The 23,488-nt window shown below is 40.5% G+C and carries 23 protein-coding genes; 3 read left to right on the top strand and 20 right to left on the bottom strand.

The features are described 5' to 3' along the window. Positions 1-483 precede the first annotated feature (483 nt). The 13 genes from M3210_RS02720 to M3210_RS02660 form a co-directional block, all read right to left on the bottom strand. Positions 484-1,014, bottom strand: coding sequence for an acyltransferase (locus tag M3210_RS02720; protein WP_251511158.1), 531 nt, complete (start codon positions 1,012-1,014; stop codon positions 484-486). Positions 1,015-1,017: 3 nt separating this feature from the next. Further along, positions 1,018-1,653 carry a pyrophosphatase PpaX gene (ppaX, locus tag M3210_RS02715; protein WP_251511157.1) on the bottom strand — a complete coding sequence of 212 codons (636 nt, stop codon included), beginning with the start codon at positions 1,651-1,653 and terminating at the stop codon, positions 1,018-1,020. Continuing rightward, complete coding sequence (locus tag M3210_RS02710) at positions 1,628-2,584, bottom strand: nucleoside recognition domain-containing protein (RefSeq protein WP_251511156.1); 957 nt, start codon at positions 2,582-2,584, stop codon at positions 1,628-1,630. The genes ppaX and M3210_RS02710 overlap by 26 nt, the downstream gene beginning before the upstream one ends. 15 nt (positions 2,585-2,599) lie before the next feature. Next, a complete protein-coding gene (gene lgt / locus M3210_RS02705; RefSeq protein ID WP_251511155.1) occupies positions 2,600-3,457 on the bottom strand; it encodes a prolipoprotein diacylglyceryl transferase in 858 nt (285 codons plus the stop codon). A 10-nt stretch (positions 3,458-3,467) separates the two neighbouring features. Continuing rightward, positions 3,468-4,403, bottom strand: a complete 936-nt coding sequence (gene hprK, locus M3210_RS02700; protein WP_251511154.1) for an HPr(Ser) kinase/phosphatase — start codon at positions 4,401-4,403, stop codon at positions 3,468-3,470. A gap of 176 nt (positions 4,404-4,579) precedes the next feature. After that, positions 4,580-4,924: a phage holin family protein gene (locus tag M3210_RS02695; RefSeq protein ID WP_285853536.1), complete on the bottom strand. Its 345-nt coding sequence runs from the start codon at positions 4,922-4,924 to the stop codon at positions 4,580-4,582. 1 nt (position 4,925) lies between these two features. Continuing rightward, entirely contained in the window at positions 4,926-5,120 is a 195-nt protein-coding gene (locus M3210_RS02690) for a PspC domain-containing protein (protein WP_251511153.1), read from the bottom strand. Between the two features lie 73 nt (positions 5,121-5,193). After that, positions 5,194-5,865, bottom strand: coding sequence for a bacillithiol biosynthesis deacetylase BshB2 (gene bshB2 / locus M3210_RS02685; protein ID WP_251511152.1), 672 nt, complete (start codon positions 5,863-5,865; stop codon positions 5,194-5,196). A gap of 220 nt (positions 5,866-6,085) precedes the next feature. Beyond that, positions 6,086-6,439 carry a YojF family protein gene (locus M3210_RS02680; RefSeq protein ID WP_251511151.1) on the bottom strand — a complete coding sequence of 118 codons (354 nt, stop codon included), beginning with the start codon at positions 6,437-6,439 and terminating at the stop codon, positions 6,086-6,088. 793 nt (positions 6,440-7,232) lie between these two features. After that, positions 7,233-10,112: an excinuclease ABC subunit UvrA gene (gene uvrA / locus M3210_RS02675; protein WP_251511150.1), complete on the bottom strand. Its 2,880-nt coding sequence runs from the start codon at positions 10,110-10,112 to the stop codon at positions 7,233-7,235. A gap of 8 nt (positions 10,113-10,120) precedes the next feature. After that, on the bottom strand, positions 10,121-12,103 hold the full coding sequence (gene uvrB / locus M3210_RS02670; protein ID WP_251511149.1) for an excinuclease ABC subunit UvrB: 1,983 nt from the start codon (positions 12,101-12,103) through the stop codon (positions 10,121-10,123). 161 nt (positions 12,104-12,264) lie between these two features. Continuing rightward, positions 12,265-13,677 (bottom strand): YfcC family protein, encoded by a 1,413-nt coding sequence (locus M3210_RS02665; RefSeq protein WP_251511148.1) that lies wholly within the window; start codon positions 13,675-13,677, stop codon positions 12,265-12,267. 88 nt (positions 13,678-13,765) lie between these two features. Then, a complete protein-coding gene (locus tag M3210_RS02660) occupies positions 13,766-14,917 on the bottom strand; it encodes a M20 family metallopeptidase (protein WP_251511147.1) in 1,152 nt (383 codons plus the stop codon). A gap of 309 nt (positions 14,918-15,226) precedes the next feature. On the opposite strand from M3210_RS02660, the gene moaC reads away from it, so the two are divergent. Continuing rightward, entirely contained in the window at positions 15,227-15,712 is a 486-nt protein-coding gene (gene moaC, locus M3210_RS02655; RefSeq protein WP_251511145.1) for a cyclic pyranopterin monophosphate synthase MoaC, read from the top strand. Positions 15,713-15,775: 63 nt separating this feature from the next. Here the strand turns inward: moaC and M3210_RS02650 are convergent, their stop codons facing one another. The 6 genes from M3210_RS02650 to M3210_RS02625 form a co-directional block, all read right to left on the bottom strand. Then, positions 15,776-16,288: a MogA/MoaB family molybdenum cofactor biosynthesis protein gene (locus M3210_RS02650; protein WP_251511144.1), complete on the bottom strand. Its 513-nt coding sequence runs from the start codon at positions 16,286-16,288 to the stop codon at positions 15,776-15,778. 10 nt (positions 16,289-16,298) lie between these two features. Next, complete coding sequence (locus M3210_RS02645) at positions 16,299-16,886, bottom strand: molybdenum cofactor guanylyltransferase (RefSeq protein ID WP_251511143.1); 588 nt, start codon at positions 16,884-16,886, stop codon at positions 16,299-16,301. A gap of 22 nt (positions 16,887-16,908) precedes the next feature. Continuing rightward, entirely contained in the window at positions 16,909-17,142 is a 234-nt protein-coding gene (gene moaD / locus M3210_RS02640) for a molybdopterin converting factor subunit 1 (RefSeq protein ID WP_251511142.1), read from the bottom strand. A gap of 58 nt (positions 17,143-17,200) precedes the next feature. Then, on the bottom strand, positions 17,201-18,013 hold the full coding sequence (gene fdhD, locus M3210_RS02635) for a formate dehydrogenase accessory sulfurtransferase FdhD (RefSeq protein WP_251511141.1): 813 nt from the start codon (positions 18,011-18,013) through the stop codon (positions 17,201-17,203). Positions 18,014-18,024: 11 nt separating this feature from the next. Next, on the bottom strand, positions 18,025-20,376 hold the full coding sequence (locus M3210_RS02630) for an FdhF/YdeP family oxidoreductase (protein WP_251511140.1): 2,352 nt from the start codon (positions 20,374-20,376) through the stop codon (positions 18,025-18,027). Positions 20,377-20,495: 119 nt separating this feature from the next. Further along, positions 20,496-20,969: a hypothetical protein gene (locus M3210_RS02625; protein ID WP_251511139.1), complete on the bottom strand. Its 474-nt coding sequence runs from the start codon at positions 20,967-20,969 to the stop codon at positions 20,496-20,498. A gap of 40 nt (positions 20,970-21,009) precedes the next feature. Here M3210_RS02625 and M3210_RS02620 point away from each other — a divergent pair, with 40 nt between their 5' ends. Both M3210_RS02620 and M3210_RS02615 read left to right on the top strand, forming a co-directional pair. Next, a complete protein-coding gene (locus tag M3210_RS02620; RefSeq protein WP_251511138.1) occupies positions 21,010-21,396 on the top strand; it encodes a HesB/YadR/YfhF family protein in 387 nt (128 codons plus the stop codon). A 122-nt stretch (positions 21,397-21,518) separates the two neighbouring features. Continuing rightward, entirely contained in the window at positions 21,519-21,725 is a 207-nt protein-coding gene (locus M3210_RS02615) for a hypothetical protein (protein ID WP_251511137.1), read from the top strand. Between the two features lie 337 nt (positions 21,726-22,062). Here the strand turns inward: M3210_RS02615 and M3210_RS02610 are convergent, their stop codons facing one another. Next, positions 22,063-23,235 carry a hydroxymethylglutaryl-CoA synthase gene (locus tag M3210_RS02610; protein WP_251511134.1) on the bottom strand — a complete coding sequence of 391 codons (1,173 nt, stop codon included), beginning with the start codon at positions 23,233-23,235 and terminating at the stop codon, positions 22,063-22,065. Between the last annotated feature and the right edge of the window lie 253 nt (positions 23,236-23,488).

Raw genomic sequence — 23,488 nt, 5'->3', positions numbered from 1 at the left:
GTTGAAGAATCAATTTGCTTGTTTAAATCTTGGCAAATGTATTTTTCATGCTTCAGACATATTCAATTTCTCTGCCATAAAATCGACCACGGCATCTTTCTCTGCTTTGACCTTATCGATTTCGAAAAACCACATACCTGTCCTGCGTTATTCCTCCACCAATTATAACGAGATCGAATTCATTTGTTTCCATTTCAGTTCGAATATGCTCTCTTGAAAAGCTGGATAATTGTTTCAATCCCCCTACTACCCCTTCTATAAGTTCATTATTATAAAACTGTACCCGTATAAAGCAAGATTTAGACTAGAGAATACGGTGTCGTTATAATAAGGAATAGAATGCAAAAAAAGCAGGGCATGACGCTGCCCTGCTTTGATGTTGTTCCCATATTAATGTTTTTGACCGTTGCCCTACCATCTTCATACTAATAAAGTTGTCTGTATACCGGAATTTGCATAGTCTAGTCTTGGTAAACATCGATTTTAATCTTTTTCGAAATCTATATGATTCTCTTTCCGCTTCTCTATTTCCTCTTTCGTATAAATGATTCGCATCGGATTTCCGCCTACAAATGCACCGGCGGGAACGTTCTTGTGTACAAGAGTTCCGGCGGATACGGTTGCGCCATCGCCGATTGTGACTCCAGGTAAAATGGTAGAATTCGCACCAATCAGCACTTCATCGCCAATAATCACTTCTCCAAGCCGATACTCTTTAATTAAGTATTCATGGGCAAGAATGGTTGTATTGTATCCGATAATGCTATTCGCACCTACTTTTATTCTTTCCGGAAACATCACATCCGGCATGACCATCAGTGCAAAAGCGGCTTCTTTCCCGACTTCCATCCGCAGAAATGTGCGATACATCCAATTTTTCATGGAAAGAAAAGGGGTATAACGCGCCAACTGAATGACAATAAAATTTTTGACAACCTTTAGGAATGGAACTGTTTTATATATTTGCCAAAGTGAATTGGAATTTTCAACAAAGTATCGCTTTGTTTTCCGCATGTATTATTCACCTACAATACGTAAAAGGTCTGTCATTTCTTCCAGCATATAAGTTGGTTTATAAGCGAGTAATCTTTCTTTCCCCTTTTGTGACCAGCTAACTGCAGCCGTTCTTACTCCAGCATGGTTACCTGCTTCAATATCATGGGAATTGTCGCCAACCATAATTGTCGAAGAACCTTCAGCTCCAAGCAGCTCCATTGCTTTTAATACCGGTTCTGGATGTGGTTTCGGATGTGTAACATCATCTAGTGATATGATGGCATCAAAGTAATCCACAAGGCCTGTTTTTTCCAGACCCTTTCGAACACCTGAAGCCATTTTCGTTGAAACGATACCAAGCTTTATATCCATATCTTTCAATGCCTCAAGTGTTTCAGCCACTTTCGGAAAGGCTGTTACATATTGATCATGCACTTCAAAATTATGAGTTCTGTATGTAGCAACCATCTCTTCTACCCGTGCTGGGTCAATCTTTCTGAATGTCTCAATGAGAGGCGGCCCATTGAATTCAATAATTTCTTCATCGGTAAAATCCAATTGAAATCGTTCGAAGGTATGTTTGAATGATGCGACGATCAATGCATTCGTATCAATTAACGTTCCATCTAAATCAAAGAGTATGGTATGAGTGTTCATGTTGTTTTCTTTCCTTTCTAAGCTCTAGTTGATTCCATATAAAAGCAATCACCATCGTTAATATTATTGCTGTAACCAATCGGATGACCAAGAGTGGCAATACTGATATACCGAGCGGAATAAATACTAAAGTATCTTCGACTACCGCGTGACAGGCAACAAGAAAAATCAATGCTAGATGCATGTCTTTATTTGAAACCCCATCATCTTTTTTCGCCTGGATCATCAATCCTGCTCCAAAAGCAAGCCCGATCGTCAGACCAGCAGTCATCGTCATGGAAGTGTTGCGATGCATTCCAAGCAACTTCAAAAATGGTGCAAGCCAGCCCGAGAACACTTCAAGCCAACCTTTTTCCCGCAAATATTGCATAACGATCATTAGCGGAATGACAATGAGTGCAAGCTGAATAATGGCAACCACAGCTGTCTGCATGGCCAACATTGCTATTTCCAACATCCCGTTCGGTTCGACTGATTGTGCCGTTGCAAGGCCATATTGCGCCATCTCACCACCGCCTTGCCATACAAGATTAATGACGATTGCACTTAAGATAGCAAGGCCGATCCGTACAGCTACAATTAGAAACCAATTCACTCCAACTCGAGATGCAACAGCTGATTCGATGAATATATTATGCGAGAAAGAAAGCATCATCGCCATGATGAATACTTCTTTAACTGTAAAATCAAAAGATAAAATTGCGCCAATACCTGCATATAGATTCAATGTATTTCCCAACACAAGTGGCACCGCAGCTTCACCTGGAAGACCGAGTAAATACATTACAGGCTCAACAACTTCAATTAGCCATGGCAATACAGGAGTATATTGCAGAATCGTCACGATTAAAGTAATAGGAAAAATTACTTTACCTAAGATCCAAACTGTACTTAACCCCTGCTTGAAACCCCGTTTAAAAATCCCCGACATTGCTGTCCCTCCAAGTTACTTCCTTTTCTTCTTTTTCTTTTGTTTATTTTTATTTTCCGGCTGATCCAAATACTTTACTGTCACAGTTTTTCTTCTGTAAATGATTAAAATGATCGCAATGATAATCAATGATATAGATACTACTTGTGCTGTTCGTAAACCTTCTATTATGTAGAGACTATCTGTGCGCAGCCCTTCAATAAAGAACCGGCCGATCGAATAAAATATGAGATAGCTTAAAAACACTTCTCCCCGAATTGGATTGTATTTCCTTATCAAGATGAGCAAAGCAAATACTACGATGTTCCAAAGCGACTCATAGAGGAATGTCGGATGATACATGACACCACCGATTGTCATTTGGTTCATAATGAAATCAGGCAAATATTGAAGGTAGTTCTCATAAGCCGCTTCAGATACTGGACCACCATGGGCCTCTTGATTCATAAAGTTGCCCCAACGTCCAATTGCCTGCCCAAGAATCAAACTCGGAGCGACGATATCTGCAAGTTTCCAAAATGAAATGTCTTTGACTTTGGCAAACACAATTGCAGTCAATACTCCTCCAAAGACTGCTCCATGGATTGCAATTCCACCTTCCCATATGGCAAATACTTTCCAAAAAGGTCCGCCTGCATAGCGTTCCCATTCAAACGTAACATAAAAAATCCGAGCAGATAAAATAGCGATTGGAATAGCAAACACAACAAAATCAATAATAATATCCTTATTCCAGCCAAGACGTTCTGCTTCTCTCATCGCTAAATAAATCCCCAGTAAAGCTCCTGTCGCAATAATTACACCATACCAGTAAATAGTGAATGGGCCCAATTCAATCATAACCCTGTTCAATGGCTGTACTGCATTAATCAAAACAACACCCCTAATCTAACATGGATTTTTCATTTTCAATAATATTTGATAACCTTGCTGAAAATTGCTCGGCTGTATTGACACCCATTAACTTCAATCGAAAATTCATTGCCGCCACTTCAATGATGACTGCAAGATTTCGTCCTGGCCGAACCGGAACCGTAGCTTTCGGCAGTTTCACATCCATGATTTGCATCGTATCTTCATCGAGACCAAGACGATCATATTGTTTTGAATCATCCCAGTTTTCAAGATGGATGACAACCGAAATCCGTTTTTTCGTCCGGACTGCTCCTGCACCGAATAAGGTCATAACATCAATAATGCCTAATCCACGGATCTCCAACATATTCTCTAGAATTTTTGGTGAGCTTCCAACAAGCGTATCATAGTCTTCTTGGAGAATCTCAACGTTATCATCCGCCACAAGCCGATGACCACGTTTCACCAATTCCAAAGCTGTTTCACTTTTCCCGACCCCGCTTTGACCAGTAATCAATACTCCGACGCCATAAATATCGACAAGGACGCCGTGAACCGAAGTCGTCGGTGCAAACTTTTCCTCTAAGTAATTCGTTAAGCGGCTGATTACCCGGGTCGTTTTCATCGAAGTCCGCAAAATCGGTACACCCGTTTCTTCCGCAACTTCTATTAATTGCTGTGGAATATTCATGCCACGGGAAATTACAATACCTGGAGTAATATCCGTGCAAAGACGTACGGCACGGTCGTATTTTTCTTCGTCTGATAAATCCATGTAATACGCCATTTCCGTACGCCCGATCAATTGCAGTCTTTCGTTAGGATAAAAATTGAAATACCCTGTCATCTCAATCCCCGGACGGGAAATGTCACTTGTAATAATTTTACGTTCAATCCCTTGTGCGCCGGCTACAAGTGTTAAATTAAAATGTTCAAGCAGATCTTTCGTCCTGACCCTTACCATTACCTTTCCCCTCCATTTGAAGACCTAAGTAGTTGGTTTTTATAAATAATTACACTAAATATAAATGTTTCTGTTAGTGTCATTTGCTTATTTTATAAGTTAAAATAAAGAAGTTTCACTTTATTGTAGCATACAAGAATAAAAAATCGTAGGCTGCTGACCTACGACTTTTCAAGTTATTTATCTTTTACGAGACTACCAAGCACTAATGTAATAAGCGAGATTAGAACGGATGCAATAATTGCCGTTCCAAAACCATCAATTACAAACGATGAGCCGATCAACGCCTGTGTAACCATTAATGTAATTGCATTAATGACAATGAGAAACAAACCGAATGTCAAGATAGTAATTGGCAGGGTTAAAATGATTAAGAGTGGTTTCAACAAAACATTAAGAATTGCTAAGATAATGCTTGCAAGAATTGCTGTCCCAATCCCGTCAATATGGAATGAGGTAAACAGTTGATCGACAATCAACAACGCGACCGTGTTCAACGCTAAGGATATAAGGAACCGCATCTTAATAAATCTCCATATCTTTAGGGATAATGAGTGCTGCAACGGCATAAATCAATGCAAAGGTGAAAAAACTTGGAATAAGACAAATGACAAAAATCAATCTTAGAATGGTCGCATCGATATTGAAGTAATCAGACAGACCACCGAACACTCCGGCAATAAAACGATTATCTGAAGAACGGTAAAGTTTTTTCATATAATCCCTCCTATAAAAACAACTCTATAGTTTAATTACGAATGTAGGGCTTAAGAAGTTTCATATTAAGATTTTATTCATCAAATTTCCAGATATAAAACTGTTCCAAAGAGAATCGTTTCGCTACTTCTTGCTTTAATACGTCCTGCTCCATGCCAGGTTGCATGAATTGTGATAAAAGACCTTGCACTTGAGATTTATGGCAAAGTATCGCTTCTAATTTCTTATCCATCTCAGCACTTACATCGTTGATGATATCCGGCTTTCCAAGAACCTCGTGAAAATCATGGGTAATTGCTTGGGCCCATAATACAGGCCTTTTCTCTATATCCATCATTCCTACAGCTTCAATTGCAGCTGCTCCAAGTGCATTATGATCCGGATGAACAGCGTAATCTGGATAAAAGGTTATGACCAAAGAAGGCTCGATTTTATCCAAATACTCTTTTATATGGAGAGCAACCGTATTACGGTCCTCAAACTCTAATGTCTTATCATGATAACCGAGCATTTCCACTTCCATATCAAGAACATTGCAGGCTGCGAGCAATTCTTGTTTTCTAATTTTAGGTAACGTTTCTCGATTGGCGATAGTGGGGTTTCCCATGTTTCTCCCCATCTCTCCAAGTGTTCCGCATAAATAGGTCACAGGTATGCCTTTGTTACGGAACTGGGTAACACTTCCTGCTGCACCAAACGATTCATCATCGGGATGCGGATAAATCACAACTACATGTTTTTCCATTAATATCACCTTTGTTTCCTCTTCTTATTTAGATTTGATAGCTTATTAAATCGCAACTTATGCCTCTGTATAGTTGTGGTTCTGCATCAAAAACCTCTTGCGACACTCCTTTTTGTATATTCCCTCAATAGGCAACCCGAAAACTTAGGATGGCCTATTTTTGCCACGAGGTAACAAGAATTTTCTATTTCATAAAACCAAACTATACAATGCATCATCATTAATAACGAAATGGGTGATTGCTCACTTGCAAGGCAACCATCAATCTGCCTTCACGATCATGTCCAGCGAGCAATAATTGATCATCGTCGGTAATGGTCCAATCCGTAATTCCTTCTGCATAAATCCAACCCATTTCCAATTTCAATCCGACCCTATAAGTCCCATTGGAACCTACAATTTTTGCATTTGTAAATTTCACTTCTGCGTTACGGATAAATGCACCGACATTATAAGCGTTTTGATTCACATGACTGGCGTACGCACCATTTGTAGTCTCCAAGTGGACGTATACAGTCTTATTCATATATTGTTCTAAGACAGTTTGAACTTCAGTTATATTAACAGGCTTCATTTTCTTGCCCCTCCTATTTACTCTATTTTAAATGTACATAAGATGCGTAATGACGTCAAAACTTATCGTTGTCTTCCTATGAAATAAATGATATCACTCTCCAAAACTACAAAGAAGAGACTGGGATAAAACTATTTTTATTTCTTTAAATCTAAACAAACAATAATAATGATATAATTTTATGACTTTCTCTTTAAATTCCGCAACCCCGCCCCACCTTCGCTTTCCGCGGGCGTGCAATGAGCCTCCTCGAGCGACCAGCGCTCTGCGGGGTCTCATCAGCATCGCATATCCCGCAGGAGTCTTCGGTGGGGCGGGGTTGCTCCATGCTTATATTGATGGTTAACGCATTGAATTTTATATAGTTCTTCAGAAGTCTAATACTAAATATTATAAGTTGTCTTTTCTTTTATAACAAAAAGTTAATTTGTAGAATAGTTATGTAATATAACAAAAGGCTCTCTGGTCAATTTTAAAAAGAACAGAGAGCCTAATTTGATTTCTCCAGGGAGCAGTCCCGGTCCACCGTAGACTCCTGCGGGAAGAAGAAGCCGAAGTGAGACCCCACAGAGCGTTAGCTCGAGGCAGACTAAGATCGCCACGTCCTGTGGCAACGTCTGCACTAGCACGTCCTTTGCGTCGGAGGCTCACGGGCTTCCCGCGGAAAGCGAAGGTGGAACGGGACTGCGGACATCAGAAGAACATCCGTATAAATCTTCTCTCAAGAGGCGTTTTGTTTGTGTTTTAGTATAGTAATAGTAATGTTGTCCCAACCTCTTTCAAAGAATCAATATTATTTATTTAACACTTCTTTTTCTTTCACTTTCGCTTCCATCCGCTTATTATCCCGTTCGAGAATACGTTTCAAGTATTTTCCTGTGTAAGAGATATCAGCTTTTTCAGCCAGTTCTTCTGGTGTGCCGGTGGCGATGATTTGTCCGCCTCCTGCACCTCCCTCAGGTCCGAGATCGATGAGATGATCAGCAGTTTTGATGACATCAAGATTGTGTTCGATAATCAAAACGGTATCCCCATTTTCTACAAGACGATGGAGTACTGTTAATAGTCGCTTGATATCATGAGTGTGTAAACCAGTCGTCGGCTCATCCAAAATATACAGCGATTTACCGTTCGAACGTTTATGAAGCTCACTGGCAAGTTTGACCCGTTGCGCTTCTCCTCCAGATAACGTTGTGGCTGGCTGTCCCAGTTTAATATAGCCTAGTCCTACATCAGCTATCGTTTGGATTTTACGCTTGATCTTTGGTATTGCACTAAAGAAGTCAAGGGCCTCTTCGACACGCATTTCGAGAATATCTGCAATGCTCTTACCTTTGTATTTCACTTCCAAAGTTTCTCGGTTGTATCGTTTTCCATGACAGACTTCACATGGAACATAAACGTCCGGCAGGAAATGCATCTCAATTTTAATGATCCCGTCGCCCCTGCACGCTTCACAACGTCCACCCTTGACATTGAAGCTGAAACGACCCTTCTGATAGCCGCGTACTTTTGCTTCATTCGTTTGGGCGAACACATCACGGACATCGTCAAATACTCCAGTATACGTTGCTGGGTTGGAACGTGGAGTTCTTCCTATCGGCGACTGGTCAATTTCGATAATTTTGTCCAGATATTCGATTCCCTTAATTTCTTTATGTTTACCAGGCTTTCGTAATGTCGCTCGATTCAGCTTAGTGGATAGGGCTTTATAAATAATTTCATTTACAAGTGTACTCTTTCCTGAACCGGAAACTCCTGTAACCACGTTAAATAAACCAATAGGGATTTTGACGTTAACTTTTTTCAAGTTATTCTCTGCAGCACCGATCACCTCAATGTACCGTCCATCTGCTTCTCTCCGCTTGGTTGGCAGAGGGATGAATTCCTTTCCAGATAAGTAACGGCCTGTCAAGGAGTTCTCATTTTTCATCACTTTATCAGGTGTGTCACTAGCAATAATTTGTCCGCCACGCTCACCGGCACCCGGCCCAATATCAATGAGCCAATCTGCTTCAAGCATCGTGTCTTCATCATGCTCTACAACAATCAATGTGTTATCAAGATCACGCATCTTTTTCAAGGATTCAATTAACTTATCATTATCCCTTTGATGCAGACCGATGGATGGCTCATCCAGAACGTACAGCACACCCGTCAATGCAGAACCAATTTGGGTTGCTAGACGGATCCGTTGGGCCTCTCCTCCCGATAATGTCCCAGCAGAACGGGCTAAAGTCAGATAATCAAGTCCAACATTATATAAGAAAGTTAGTCGGTTCTCAATTTCTCTTAAAATAAGATTTGCGATCTGCTTTTCTTTTTTTGTAAGCTCTACATGCTGGAGGTTTTTAATTGCTTCTCCTACTGAGAATTCCGTCATTTCACTGATGTTTTTCCCATCAATCAAGACAGCGAGGGCTTCCTTTTTCAAGCGATGACCCTTACAAGTTCGGCAATTTTTGATCGCCATATATTTTTCCAATGTTTCTCTAGTAAAGTCAGAGGATGTTTCATGATAACGGCGATCGATATTATTAACGACACCTTCAAATTCTATTTCAACATCACGGACTTTACCAAAATCATTTTTGAAGTAGAAGCGAATTTTCTCTTTGCCGCTTCCATATAAAATGATATCCATCTGTTTTTTCGGTATATTCTTCACTGGAACATCCATAGGAATACCATAATGCTCACATACGCTCTTTAAAAGCTGTGGGTAATACTGGGAGCTGATTGGCTTCCATGGGACGATGGCATGTTCATTCAATGATAAATCCCAATCCGGGATGATTAAATCGAGGTCGACTTCGAGTTTTGTACCTAGTCCATCACAAGTTGGACAAGCACCAAATGGGCTGTTGAATGAGAATAGTCTAGGTTCAATTTCACCGATAGAAAATCCACAAATTGGACAGGAGTGGTTTTCGCTGAAGATAAGTTCCTCTTCCCCAATGACATCAACGATTATTTTGCCCTCTCCAAGAAGAAGACCAGATTCTATGGAATCAGCGAGTCTTCCTTCAATTCCAGGTTTTATAACGACCCGATCGATGACTACATCGATGGAATGCTTTTTATTTTTTTCTAGATTAATATCTTCATGAATTTCCCGCATTTCTCCATCGATTCGGAGGCGAACATAACCTTCTTGACGGAGCTTCTCCAATACCTTCACATGCTCTCCGCGACGGCCAGATACAACAGGTGCTAAAATTTGCATTTTTGTTCTTTCTGGATATTCCATCATGCGGTCGACCATTTGTTGGACTGTTTGTGAAGTGATTTCAATACCGTGTTCCGGACAAATCGGATGACCAATTCTGGCATACAGCAAACGTAAGTAATCATAAATCTCCGTGACCGTAGCTACGGTTGATCGGGGATTGTTACTTGTCGTCTTTTGATCAATCGAAATAGCCGGTGACAAACCTTCGATGACATCCACATCCGGCTTATTTGTTTGTCCTAAAAACATTCTTGCATAAGCGGACAATGATTCGACGTAACGTCGCTGTCCCTCTGCATAAATGGTGTCAAAGGCTAAAGAGGACTTTCCAGACCCAGAAAGTCCTGTAACTACTACAAGTTTATTTTTAGGAATCGTTACACTAACGTCCTTTAAGTTGTGTTCCCTAGCGCCTTGTACAACTATTTGTTTCTCTCGCATCTACATGCTCATCCTTCCGCTTTGAGTTCAAACACAATGTCACGAAGCTCGGCAGCTTTCTCAAAGTCGAGCGCCTTGGCAGCTTCCCGCATTTCCTTCTCTAATTGGGCAATAACTTGCGGACGATTTTTCTTCGTCACCTGTGACAGGCTGGTGACTTTCTTATCATATGAAGCATCATCTTCTGCCACAAGGGTTGCTTTTATGACATCGCGAACATCTTTTTTAATCGTTTTCGGTGTAATATTATGTTTCTTATTATAGGCAATCTGAATTTCTCTTCTACGATTCGTTTCATCGATTGCCTTCTGCATGGAATCCGTAATCCGGTCTGCATACATGATGACTTCCCCATTTTCGTTACGGGCAGCACGTCCCATTGTCTGGATCAGTGACCTTTCCGAACGCAGGAAGCCTTCTTTATCGGCATCTAAAATAGTGACTAGCGAAACTTCAGGAATATCAAGTCCTTCTCTCAGAAGGTTAATTCCTATGAGCACATCATATTTCCCGACCCGCAAATCACGAATAACCTCAATTCTTTCCAAGGTTTTGATTTCAGAGTGCAGGTAGGCGACTTTCATCCCTAATTCTTTCAAGTAATCCGTCAGGTCCTCGGACATTTTCTTCGTTAAGGTTGTAACTAGGACACGTTCATCTCTATCGATCCTTTGATTGATTTCAGCAATTAGATCATCAATTTGACCTTCAATTGGCCGCACTTCAATTTTCGGATCCAATAATCCCGTAGGACGGATAATTTGTTCTGTCATTTCAGGTGTATGTTCGAGTTCATACGGACCTGGAGTAGCTGAAACATAAATCAATTGATTCGTCTTTTTCTCAAACTCATCAAATTTCAATGGACGGTTGTCCAGTGCAGACGGTAAACGGAATCCATGATCGACAAGCACTTGTTTCCTCGCTTGGTCACCATTATACATCCCACGGATTTGTGGTAATGTAACATGGGACTCATCAATGACGACTAAGAAATCATCCGGAAAGAAGTCGAGTAATGTATAAGGAGTTGCTCCAGCTTCCCTCAACGTAAGATGGCGGGAATAGTTTTCAATTCCTGAGCAGAACCCCATCTCCCGCATCATTTCCAAATCGTAATTGGTGCGCTGTTCCAATCGCTGGGCTTCTAATAATTTATTCTCTTCCCGCAACTCTTTTAAACGTTCCTCTAATTCTTTCTCAATATTTTTGATCGCTTTCTTCATTTTTTCTTCACCTGTTACGAAGTGGGAAGCAGGGAAAATTGCTACATGTTCCCGGTCCCCGATAATCTCACCGGTAAGGGCGTCCACTTCACGGATTCGATCAATTTCATCTCCAAAGAATTCAATTCGAATACAATGCTCTTCCCGGGACGCCGGTATGATTTCGACCGAATCGCCTCGAACACGGAAAGTACCGCGTTGAAAATCAATATCATTCCTTGCATATTGGATATCCACCAAATCACGTAACAGTTGGTCCCGATCTTTCTCCATTCCCATTCTCAAAGATAGAACTTGATTACGATATTCTTCCGGATTACCTAACCCATATATACAGGATACACTCGCGACAATTAGGACATCCTCGCGTTCGAATAGTGCCGAGGTTGCGGAATGTCGCAATTTATCAATTTCATCATTGATGCTTGCATCCTTTTCAATAAACGTATCTGTGGAAGGAACATATGCCTCCGGCTGATAATAATCATAGTAACTTACAAAGTACTCTACAGCGTTATTTGGAAAAAACTCTTTGAACTCACTGTAAAGCTGACCTGCTAATGTTTTATTATGAGCAATCACTAACGTTGGACGATTGATTTCCTTCACGACATTAGAGATTGTGAATGTTTTACCTGTGCCAGTTGCTCCAAGTAATGTTTGGTGTCTTTGACCAGCCAATACTTTCTCAACTAAATCCTTTATTGCTGCCGGCTGATCGCCAGCTGGTTCATATTTAGATACGAGTTCAAATTTATTTTTCACTTGCTTTGCCTCCGATCTAATATCTCTTAACCATTTTAACACATCTGTTCAAAAAACATAACAAAAAACGAACGCATATTCGATTTATTTTTTTAAGTATATAAAAATAACTCCCCCATTCTACGCATTGTAAAACAATTGGGGGAGTTACTATTTAATGATTAAGCCGTCCAGACAAACAAATGGACGATGGTTATTACAATTGCTCCAAATAAGTATGAACCGACGAGTAATGGCCATATCCATCTCATCCATTTCGTCCATGGTATTCTAGCCATCGCCAAAGATGCCATAAGAACACCGGATGTTGGTGCATAGATATTACCAATTCCGTCAGCAAGTTGGAAAATCAGCACGGCAGTCTGTCTATTTACTTCAGCCAGGTCTGCAAGAGGGATCATGATCGGCATCGTCAATGCGGCCTGACCACTACCCGAGGGTACGCCAAGATTGATGAGCGCTTGGGTAATGAACATCCCGATTGCAGTGAATGCTGATGGAATAACGCTTAGAATGGAAGATAAATGGAATAGAATCGTATCAATTATATTGCTCTCCTCCAAAATTACTAACACCCCATAAGCGATACCGACTATGAGTGCCCCTGCAACCATCTCCCGACAACCATCAACGAAGGATTCTGCAATTTTATTCACCCGAAACTTAGCGATGATTCCAGCAAGGATACCAACTAGTAAGAATAAAGAAGAGATTTCCATAATGTACCATCCATACGATAACACACCTACTGCAAGTCCGATAATCGCCAATACTAATAGAACGAGAACGAGTGATTGTCTCCCAGTCAACTTAACATTGGTATATTGAGCAGAGTCTTCCAAATTCCACTTTTGGTCTAGTTCATACATGATACTTGTCTCAGGGTTTTTCTTAACTTTATTGGCATAAATCATGACAAATGCAATATTAAGTCCGACAAAAATTACCCATAACAATAAACGCAGTTCAATTCCAGAAAAAAGCGGAAGCTCAGCGATTCCTTGTGCAACACCAATAGTGAATGGATTCAAGAACGATGCCGTAAATCCTGCACAAGAACCAATAACGATTACCCCTAGACCAGTAAGGGAATCAAATCCCATCCGCATCAATAGGGGAACTAATATAAGAATAAATGGCAAGGTTTCTTCTGACATTCCAAATGTCCCGCCACCGAGGGCAAATAACACCATAACTACCGGAATGATGATGATTTCCCTTCCAGCAAGTTTTGTAGAAACATTTGCGAGACCTACTTCAATTGCTTTTGTTGCATTGATGATTCCAAATGCACCACCGACAATAAAAATAAAGAATATGATTTCTCCACCATTAACCATCCCTTTATAAACGGCATCGATGATTCCAATTGGACTAGTTGGGTTTGATTCCATCTCTTTAAAAGTTCCGTCGACTACAACATTGTAGCCTTCCTCATTGACGACGCGTTCATATTCTCCTGCAGGAACGAAATAGGTGAGTATGGCCGCAATAATAATCAATCCAAATAACAATGCAAAAACATGCGGAAATTCAAATTTCCTTTTTTTCCTATGTACGATTTCATCATTCATTTTAAGTCCTCACTTCTGTCATTCTTGTTGTATGTATTTTTTTCTAGTTACGATGCGTACAACTGCGGATCGTAACTAGAAAATGAATTTATCGATTCGAAAATTCTTCTTTTATAGCATTAAGTAATGGTGGAGTTGTAATAATCTCATGTCCCGTCTGTGATAAAGCTAATACGGCGTCTTTAATCGCCGTCTCTCCATCCGGTGTAATGGTTTGATCAGCAAACTCCTTAGTATGGAAAACAAGTCCTGGTTTGTTCATCCCAACATAAGGGTGTATGGAAGGAACAACATGACTGACGTTCCCCATATCTGCCGATCCCGTCGCAGGAACAGCTGGATAAACTTCATGGGGGCTAACAGCTTTTAAATGTTTTGTGAAGACGTTCGACAATGTCTGGTTCGTAACCATATCATCATAACTTAATTCGAAATTGAATATATCAACTGTTGCGCCTGTCATTAAAGCGGCACCTTCTGCAATATTTTTCACCTTACTTACTACTTGGTTGACCATTTCACGTTCATCGGCTCGGATGTAAAATTGAGCAACTGCTTTTTCAGGGACAATATTTGCAGCTTCTCCACCATTCGTAATGATGCCATGCATCCTGACATCAGGGGTGACATGTTCCCTTAGAGCATTGACTCCATTAAAAAGTTGGATGACAGCATCAAGCGCATTGATTCCCTCTTGAGGTGAGGCTGCCGCATGTGCCGCTTTTCCAGTGAATTCAAATTGCAAGGCATCCATCGCCAACATTGGTCCACTTTCCGAAGAAACATCTGCAGGATGAACCATCATCGCTACGTCAATATCATCAAACACACCTTGCTCAGCCATTGGAACTTTAGCTCCACTCGTTTCTTCAGCTGGTGTCCCAAGCACAACGACTTTGCCGCCGATTTCCTCCACATGCTTGCTCAAAACAACACCAGCACCTACTGCCATAACTGCAATTAAATTATGACCACAACCATGCCCAATTCCCGGAAGCGCATCATACTCTGCCAAAAAAGCGACAGTCGGACCTGGCTTGCTTCCCGAAAACTCAGCCCGGAAAGATGTAGGACGATCTACAATTCCGGTTTCAACTTTGAACTGGTGTGACTCTAAGTACTCTACTAGCATCTTGGATGATTCAAATTCTTCATCCCCTAGTTCAGGGTTGTTATATAAATGGTTGCTGATTTTAATCAAATCATTTTCTATCATGTTAAAATCTTTTTCTAACGACATAATTTACCCTCCCAACTAATTATATTTTTCGATTATAACATAAATTTGTAATTAATGATTTTCCTTTATCTATGGAAAAAATAAACAAATCTTTATCCATGAAAAAGCGTGTTAATTTTGTTAAATCAGAATAAAGTCCAAGACTTTCTGCACGGTATTAACAGCGGTCATTCCGCAAGCCAATTACACGCAATTTATTCAAATGTCTTACTTGTTTTATAAAAGAAATTGTTATTTGTAAATGCTTACTTGTTTTATTAAACTGAGAGTAATCATGGAGGCAACTTCTAAATAAGGGGGAGGATAAACATGTCGGAGTTTACACATTTTGATGAGCAAGGACGCGCTAGAATGGTAGATATTACAGATAAGAAAGCAACTAGCCGAGTGGCTGTTGCACGTTCTAGTGTAATAGTCTCAGAGAATATCTATAAAAATATAGTAGAGCAGAAAAACAAAAAAGGAGATGTTCTTGGAGTTGCTGAAATAGCAGGAATAATGGGTACGAAACAAACATCCACATTGATTCCAATGTGCCATCCCATTCCTATAAGTGGAGTATCCATCCAGTTTGAATGGAACACTATAAATACTGGTGAGTATGAATTGATCATACAAGCTGAAGTAAAAACTGTAGGCAGTACCGGCGTGGAAATGGAGGCTTTGACAGCTGTTACTACAGCTGCACTCACCGTTTATGATATGTGCAAAGCAATCGATAAAGGAATCATTATCGGGGAAACGTACTTGCTTGAAAAAAGCGGCGGAAAGAGCGGAGACTATAAAAGAATATAGAAACATATTATTCACTATAAAAATCTCAAGGCTCGGAGAAAGTTTTCTTCGAGCCTTGATACATTACTCCAAATCTTTCTTCAGTTCGTGAACTCCATGGGCAATTTCAGGAAGGATAAGTTTATCCATCGCTAACCGGACAGCCCCTGTTGAACCAGGAATAATAAATACTAGACGGTGATTAATTACCCCGCATGTGGCCCGAGATAGCATACTTGCACTTCCAATATCTTCTTGATAGCTGATCATCCGGAATAATTCTCCGAAACCCGGTACTTCTTTTGAGAAAAAAGGGCTGACGGCTTCAATTGTAACATCACGTGCCGCAATTCCGGTGCCGCCGCTTAAAATAATCGCATCCACCTCATTATTCTTCACGAGGAGTTTCACTGTAGCTTTTATAATTTCAGCTTCATCAGGTACAACTTCATAACAAGAAACCTGATGACCTTGTTCTTTTAGTAAATCGATAATCAATTTACCACTTTTATCATTTTCTTTATGTCGCGTGTCACTTACAGTCAGCACCGCACAGTTCACTTGTGACGGAGCAAGCTCTTTGTGTTCATGATGCATACTTAACCCCTCAATCCGTACTAAAATAACGTTCGTAGTCTTCCAATCTATTAATATTGATAAATGGTGTTTCATCTTCAAACTGAACATAGGTTACCTGAGCTTCATCCAATAATGCCACCATGTTCAGTCGATCCGCTTCCAGCAGTTTCTCAATGATGGGTTTTAACGAAACATGATAATAGCCGATTAAAGGCTGCAATCTGCCATTAACAATCGGGATGATTGCTTGTTTGCCTGTCTCCCTGTCATTCCCTAACCGCTCAAACACCTTTTTATCCATAAAAGGGACATCCGTTGGTATTACTGCATACCAAGTTGCAGGCTTTTTCGTCATCGCAGTATATATTCCGGCAAGTGGACCTTTACCAGAATGTTGCTCTATATCTGTATATACTGCCACCTTTCCTCTGTCTATAAATTTCTTTTCAAGTTCACGATTGGTTATTAATACAATGGAATTCACAACAGGAACCAATGTATCAATAGACCATTGATAAAAAGATTTACCATCCTTTTCGGCAAAAGACTTTGGGCTGCCGAATCTGCGCGACTGTCCACCGGCCAAAACTATTCCTACGGTTTGGTTTTCGTTCATTTTCCTCTTCCTTCAAGCTTTTTTACCCACCGCTGACAGGAGGTATAAACGCGACCGTATCACCCGCTTTAATGTCGTCCGCTTCTTTGGCATATTCTTCATTTACTGCGGTCATGACTCCACCAAGTTTAAGTTGAGGGTATTCCTGCTGCAGTTTCTCCTTTAATTGCTGCACACTGAGATTTTGTAACGGAACTTCGATGCTCGGTCTACCGACAACTTCTTGTAGTTCAGCAAATAATAATACTTTAATCAATGACCTTCCTCCTTTAAAACAATTGGCGTCATTATCTATAAAAATAGTAGCATAGCGGTCAATCCGTCTGCAAATCCGGATGTAAATCAACAACGCGATGTGAGTGGGTGTAAATATTCATCCTGTCACCTCTGGTAAAACCAATGACAGTTATTCCGAGGTCGTTGGCCAATTGTACCGCAAGATCGGTAACAGCCGATTTAGATAGAATTAAACCAATTCCCATTTTAGAGATTTTGAGCAGAACTTCTGATGAAATCCGGCCGCTGAACACGACAAGCTTTTCTTTAGCCGATATCCTCCCACGGAGCATGGAGCCGAAAACTTTATCCAGAGCATTATGTCGGCCTATATCGGACCGGGTATATAGAAGCCCATCCGATGTTGCCAGAGCCGCACTGTGGACGCCTCCTGTCTTTTGGAATTCTAGCGAGCTGTCCAGTAAATCTTCCATCAGCATGATACATTCGGATACCTTTATCTCCAGCTTACTTGTCACCGTTTTTGCAACTCGGACATCACTTTTAAAATAAAACTGGCGGCTCTTTCCGCAACACGATCCGATAAACCGACTGGAATGATCAAATTGCTGTGGCTGTACCGGCTGATGGAGTGAAATATGAGCAAAACCAGTATACATGTCGACTTGAAGTTCCTTTATTTCATCCGCTTTCCGAATAATTCCTTCTGAAGCAAGAAAGCCAATGGTCAAATCCTCTAACTCACTTGGAGAACAAACAATCGTTGCAAATTCATGACCATCAAGCATAAGGGTTAACGGAAACTCGGTAGTAATGGCCTCCGGGACACTCTCTTGATGCAAGCCTTTGATTTTAATCGTTTTCCAACCGGCCTTCTCTAATTTATCCATACGCTCCCTCCCTAGCTCGGTTCTAATTCCAACTCCTCCACACGTTTCTCGACATACTTTGTATCCTTATGGGCATAGAAACTATCGGCTTTCTCAACAATTACCTGTGTTGTATATTCTGGTATACCTGCATACTCTTCATAGACGCCTTGAGGTATAACGACATTCCCTTCTGGCCAATGTAGCTCTACGTTGCCTGGCTTTATATTTACGAATTTTGCCTGACCCTTATACATTCCGTACTGGTTATAGACTACAACAGGATTCCCTTCAGCAATACCAAGCTCGCGAGCATCCTCTTCATTCATTAAAACATCATCACGATCAGCAGCATTGAAAGGATCGATGTCATCATAGATCATCGAGTTGAATTGCTTGCCTCTCCTCGTTGTCACATGAAAATGTCCTTCAGGCTTTCTGTATTCAGGAATTTCTACAGGTATTAAATTCCCTTTACCATCCGGTGTTGGACAGATTCCACCTTCACATAACCATGCTTCCCCCCACTGGAAGACATCACCTCTATTTTTCAAATGCTGGATTCCATCATAATTTGGTGCCGCAATTGCAATTTCCTCTCGTATTTCAGCTGCAGAGGTGAAGTTGATCAAATCACTTTCTTCTGGCTTTACACGTTTTGCAAGGTCAACATAAATTTCCCACTCGCATCTGGCCTCTTCTATCCGCGGACCTTTAATTTCAGGAGAAAAATAAACCATCCGCTCCGTCGAAGTGGAGGTACCCCCTCCTTTTTGTTCATATCTGGTCATCGCCGGCAGAACAATCACAGCTTCCTTTGCATCAACTAACGTGGACGTGTTGAAAATAATATCTTGATGTACACGAACATCAATATTTTCTAAACAACGTTTCACAAAATCAGGATTCGGCATCGTTTCAATAAAATTACCGCCCGATAGATAGTAGAGTGATAGTTTACGTTCATGCGTCTTTGGAAGTAATGCATTTTCTAAAGATACACCAACGATGTCACCTTGCCATTTCGGAATAGGAAAGCCCCATATCTTCTCTACGCGTTCTCGGTTTTCTTTGTCCATCCCGCCTCCTGGCAGAACAAATGGATCCGCTCCCATTTCACCAGAACCTTGTACACCAGAATGACCGCGAATCGGCATTAACCCACAATGTTCCCTACCGAGGAAGCCACGTAAAAGGGCGAGGTTGGCAACCTGTGACACATTATCAGTACCGAATCGATGCTGCGTCAGCCCCATCGACCAGACGAATACAGCAGATTTTGATTTTGCAAGTAACTGTGCCAGTTCAAACATTCTTTCTTTAGAAATTCCAGAAGATTTTTCCAGTACGTTCCAGTCATATGTCATCACTTTTTCACGTAATTCCTCTAGACCATTTACATGCTCATTAATAAATTGATGATCAAGCGCCGAACCAGGATTGACTTCTTCCATTTCAAACCAATGTTTCATGATGCCATGCATGAAAGCAATATCTCCACCAATATTCACTTGATACACATCATCAGCTATTTTCGTTCCAAATAATGCGGATTCCGGAATGGATGGTATCCAATATTCGTCCATCGCCGGTTCATGGTAAGGATTGATGATGATGATTTTTGTTCCTTTTCTCTTAGCGGCATACATATATTTTGTAGAAACCGGCTGATTATTTGCCGCGACAGATCCCCAAAACAACAAGACATCGGTCCCAATCCAATCTTTATAGTTACAAGTGGAGGCTCCAACACCTACAGACCGAGTTAATGCAGTCTTGGATGGTGAGTGGCAAATGCGAGATGCATTATCAATATTATTAGTACCTAAGAAACGGGATACCTTCGCTAATGTATAATAGACTTCATTCGTAATTCCCCGTGAAGTCGTATAAAACCCAAATTGTTTTGGATCAAGAGAGCGCATCTTATCCGCAATCCGATCCAATGCATCATCCCATGTAATTCTTCTGAAGCGGGACTCCCCCGGTTCGCGAATAAGTGGATAAGGAATCCGTCCCAGCTGTCTAAGCTCCGTACTACTCAACTTACGTAACTCCTCGATATCTTGATGAATGACTTCTTCTTTCATTGCAGGCATCGTGTTTAAACGCAATACGTTCAGCCTTGTCGTACATACATGCGGTCCTTTCAACGTCTGATCCTGCAATCCGGAAACGCCCAAAGCACATCCATCACAAACCCCTTGCGTTAAAATCCTTGTAGCATACGGGAGATTATCCTTATTCTCCCAAACAACTTTCATTGTATCTCTTATATGATGTGGTTTCACCTTCCCTAATCCAAAAGGTACTTTACTTACCCAAAGACTTGGGTCCGGTTTTTTTGGAAGCTTCATTGGTCCAGTATGCTGAGTTTTTCCCAAATCAATCCCTCCTATTGGTTATAAGACTTTATGGCACGTTCCATATATAATTATGAGTTTTCTATATTTTATAACAATAACTCTTTAATGTAAACGGATTCACCTCAGTCCAATACTACTTAAAAAATGCTCGTGTGAATTGCGACCATAAAAAATAATAGGAGTCCTAAATAGATATGGACTCGTCTTTTCTTAACACTTGGGTAGTACAATCTTAGCCAACCGGAGAGCACCATTAGAAGTAATACGATACCTGCTAGTATTCCACTCCATAATTTTAAATTAGCCGAATGGTATCCATAGCGATGAAAGATAATCCCTGCATGAAATATAATAAGTACGAGTGCAGTACTCCCCACCCAGCGATGAAACGGATATACTCTTTTTGAAATATTGGCTAACCGAATTTTCTTCTTACGGTCAGTCGCATTCCGAATCGTCGAAAAAACAGCATGTCTACTCCAATTGAAAAGGATAAGAAACAATCCCGACAATCCAAGAACAATATGTATAGGCAGCTGTGTTAGTGGATAGCTCAAATCAAAAATCACAATAACAAACAACAGAATATTGGTATATAACCAAAGACTCATCGTATCACCTCGAAATTTATGTTAAATATGAAAAGATCTTATGGGTTCGATATTTTTATCAATCATTCGGGAATATGTTAAACTGAACATACAATCCTTGAGAGGAGGTTACAGAGGCAACTCTGTAAATGCTATGAAAATTACTGTATCAGATAAAGCACATAATTGGTATATCGACGAAATGGGACTAGAAAAAGGGGATGGCGTACGCTTCTTTGGAAAAGTTTATGGTAAGACGGAAGTGCATGATAATTTTTCTGTAGGAATTAATGTTGGAACCCCTACAGATCCATTAGCAACCGAAACAATCGATGGTATAACTTATTTCATCGAAAAATCCGATGAATGGTTTTTTAAAGGTTATGATTTCCAAATAGAATATAATGATGAAATGAAAGAAGTTAGTTATCATTTTAAGAAACAATAGAAGAGTCTGAGACAAGACTATTCTTATTTCTTAAAATCCAAACAATAATAAAGATCTAGGTTTATGGACTTTCTCTTTAAATTCCGCAATTCCGCCCCACCTTCGCTTTCCGCGGGTGTGCAATGAGCCTCCGACGCACAGGACGTGCTAGTGCAGACGTTGCCACAGGACGTGGCGATCTTAGTCTGCCTCGAGCTAACGCTCTGCGGGGTCTCATCAGCACTGCATATCCCGCTGGAGTCTTCGGTGGGGCGGAATTGCTCCATGCTGATATTTATGTTAACGTATTGAATTTATTGTTCTACAGTAGTCTCATACTAAGTTTTTGAAGCTCCCTTTTCTTTTATCATAGAAAATGAATTTATAGAATGAATATATAATAGATAAAACAAAGGCTCTCTGTTCAATTATTAAATAAACAGAGAGCCTAATTTGATTTCTCCAGGGAGCAGTCCCGGTCCACCGTAGACTCCTGCGGGAAGAAGAAGCCGAAGTGAGACCCCACAGAGCGTTAGCTCGAGGAGGCTCACGGGCTTCCCGCGGAAAGCGAAGGTGGACCGGGACTGCGGACATCAGAAGAATATCTGTATCTGTATAAATCTTCCCTTAACCGGTGTTTTGTTTGTGTTTTAGTATAGTAATATTAGAATTGTCCTAACCTCGTTGTTATCTTATACGGTTTACGTAGATTCGTTTATGATCTTGGATTCCTGATAAATAGATTGGAGATGGGTCATTGTCACTTTCTAATTCAATCGAAGCTCCGTCACTAGGCAGCGTGTTTTGGAAGATTTCTTCATATTTTTCCACGCTGACTTCTTCTCGGGAACGAAATAGCTCTTCGTGTCGATTGATATGTAAGTACTTTTTATAGTCAGGTTGCAGGATTCCAGTGAAGAATTCACCAACAGCTCCCGAACCGTAGCTATATAAACCAATCTTCTCTCCAGCTTGAATTGTATCATTTTCCTCTAATAATGAAAGCAAGCTCAAATATAGCGATCCTGTATAAATATTGCCGACTCTCCGGTTATAACGGATACTAGTTTGATAGTTTGCCTTTAACTTCTCTTGTACTTCTTCCGTACCTTCTTCAAGGATTGTACGTAAAGCTTTCCATCCCATTTTTGTATACGGAGTGTGGAAACATAGAGCAGCAAAATCAGCTAATGTACGACCTGTTCGCTCTTTATATTTTTCCCAAACTTTATTGAAAAATAGTATATATTGTTCGTTTGAAAACTTTCCATCCACATAAGCGTTCTCCGAGTATAACGGGCGCCAGAAATCCATAATATCATTTGTGAAATACGTACTATCGTTTTCAAGCAACAGCAGCTTCGGATCTTTACTGATTACCATAGCAACCGCGCCAGCACCTTGGGTTGCTTCACCCGGGGTTCCAAGTCCATATCTAGCAATATCTGCACCAATCACCAACACTTTGCTGTCTGGATTTAATGCGATATGTCCTTTAGCCATCTGAATTCCTGCCGTTGCACTATAGCAAGCCTGTTTCAATTCAACGGAACGAGCGTATGGATTCAATCCTAATAAATTATGAACATAAACAGCAGCCGATTTAGAATGATCAATCCCTGACTCTGTCCCGAATAAGACAAGATCGATTTTTTCCTTATCTTCCTCATCAATAATCTGTAGTGCCGCATTAGCCGCTAAAGTTACTGCATCCTGTGTGACAGGAGCTAACGCCATTTCATCTTGTCCAATTCCAATGGTAAACTTGTCCGGGTCTACCCCTCTTGCTTCCGCCAATTTAGTCATATCCACATAATACGGTGGTGCAAAGAAACCAATTTTATCTATTCCTATATTCAATTGATGACGCCTCTTTTCTCTAATATTTCACATCAAACAAGTGATTTTCCTCACATAAGTAAATTTTCCTACAATATTTAAATTTTAATATAGATTACATTTAGAAGCAAATATAGTCCCGTTTACGATTGAGTCAAGTACTTGTGGGAGTTTTTTAAGTCCCTTATTTTATACTGTTTTCGTCCAGTGTTTTGTTAGCGTTATCAACCCTATATTGCTCTAAAATGTTTGGGTTCTTCTATTTTTTAAATTC

This window comes from Oceanobacillus luteolus, assembly GCF_023715655.1.
In the GTDB taxonomy this organism is placed as follows: domain Bacteria; phylum Bacillota; class Bacilli; order Bacillales; family Amphibacillaceae; genus Oceanobacillus; species Oceanobacillus luteolus.
This window is presented reverse-complemented; position numbering and strand designations above follow the sequence as displayed.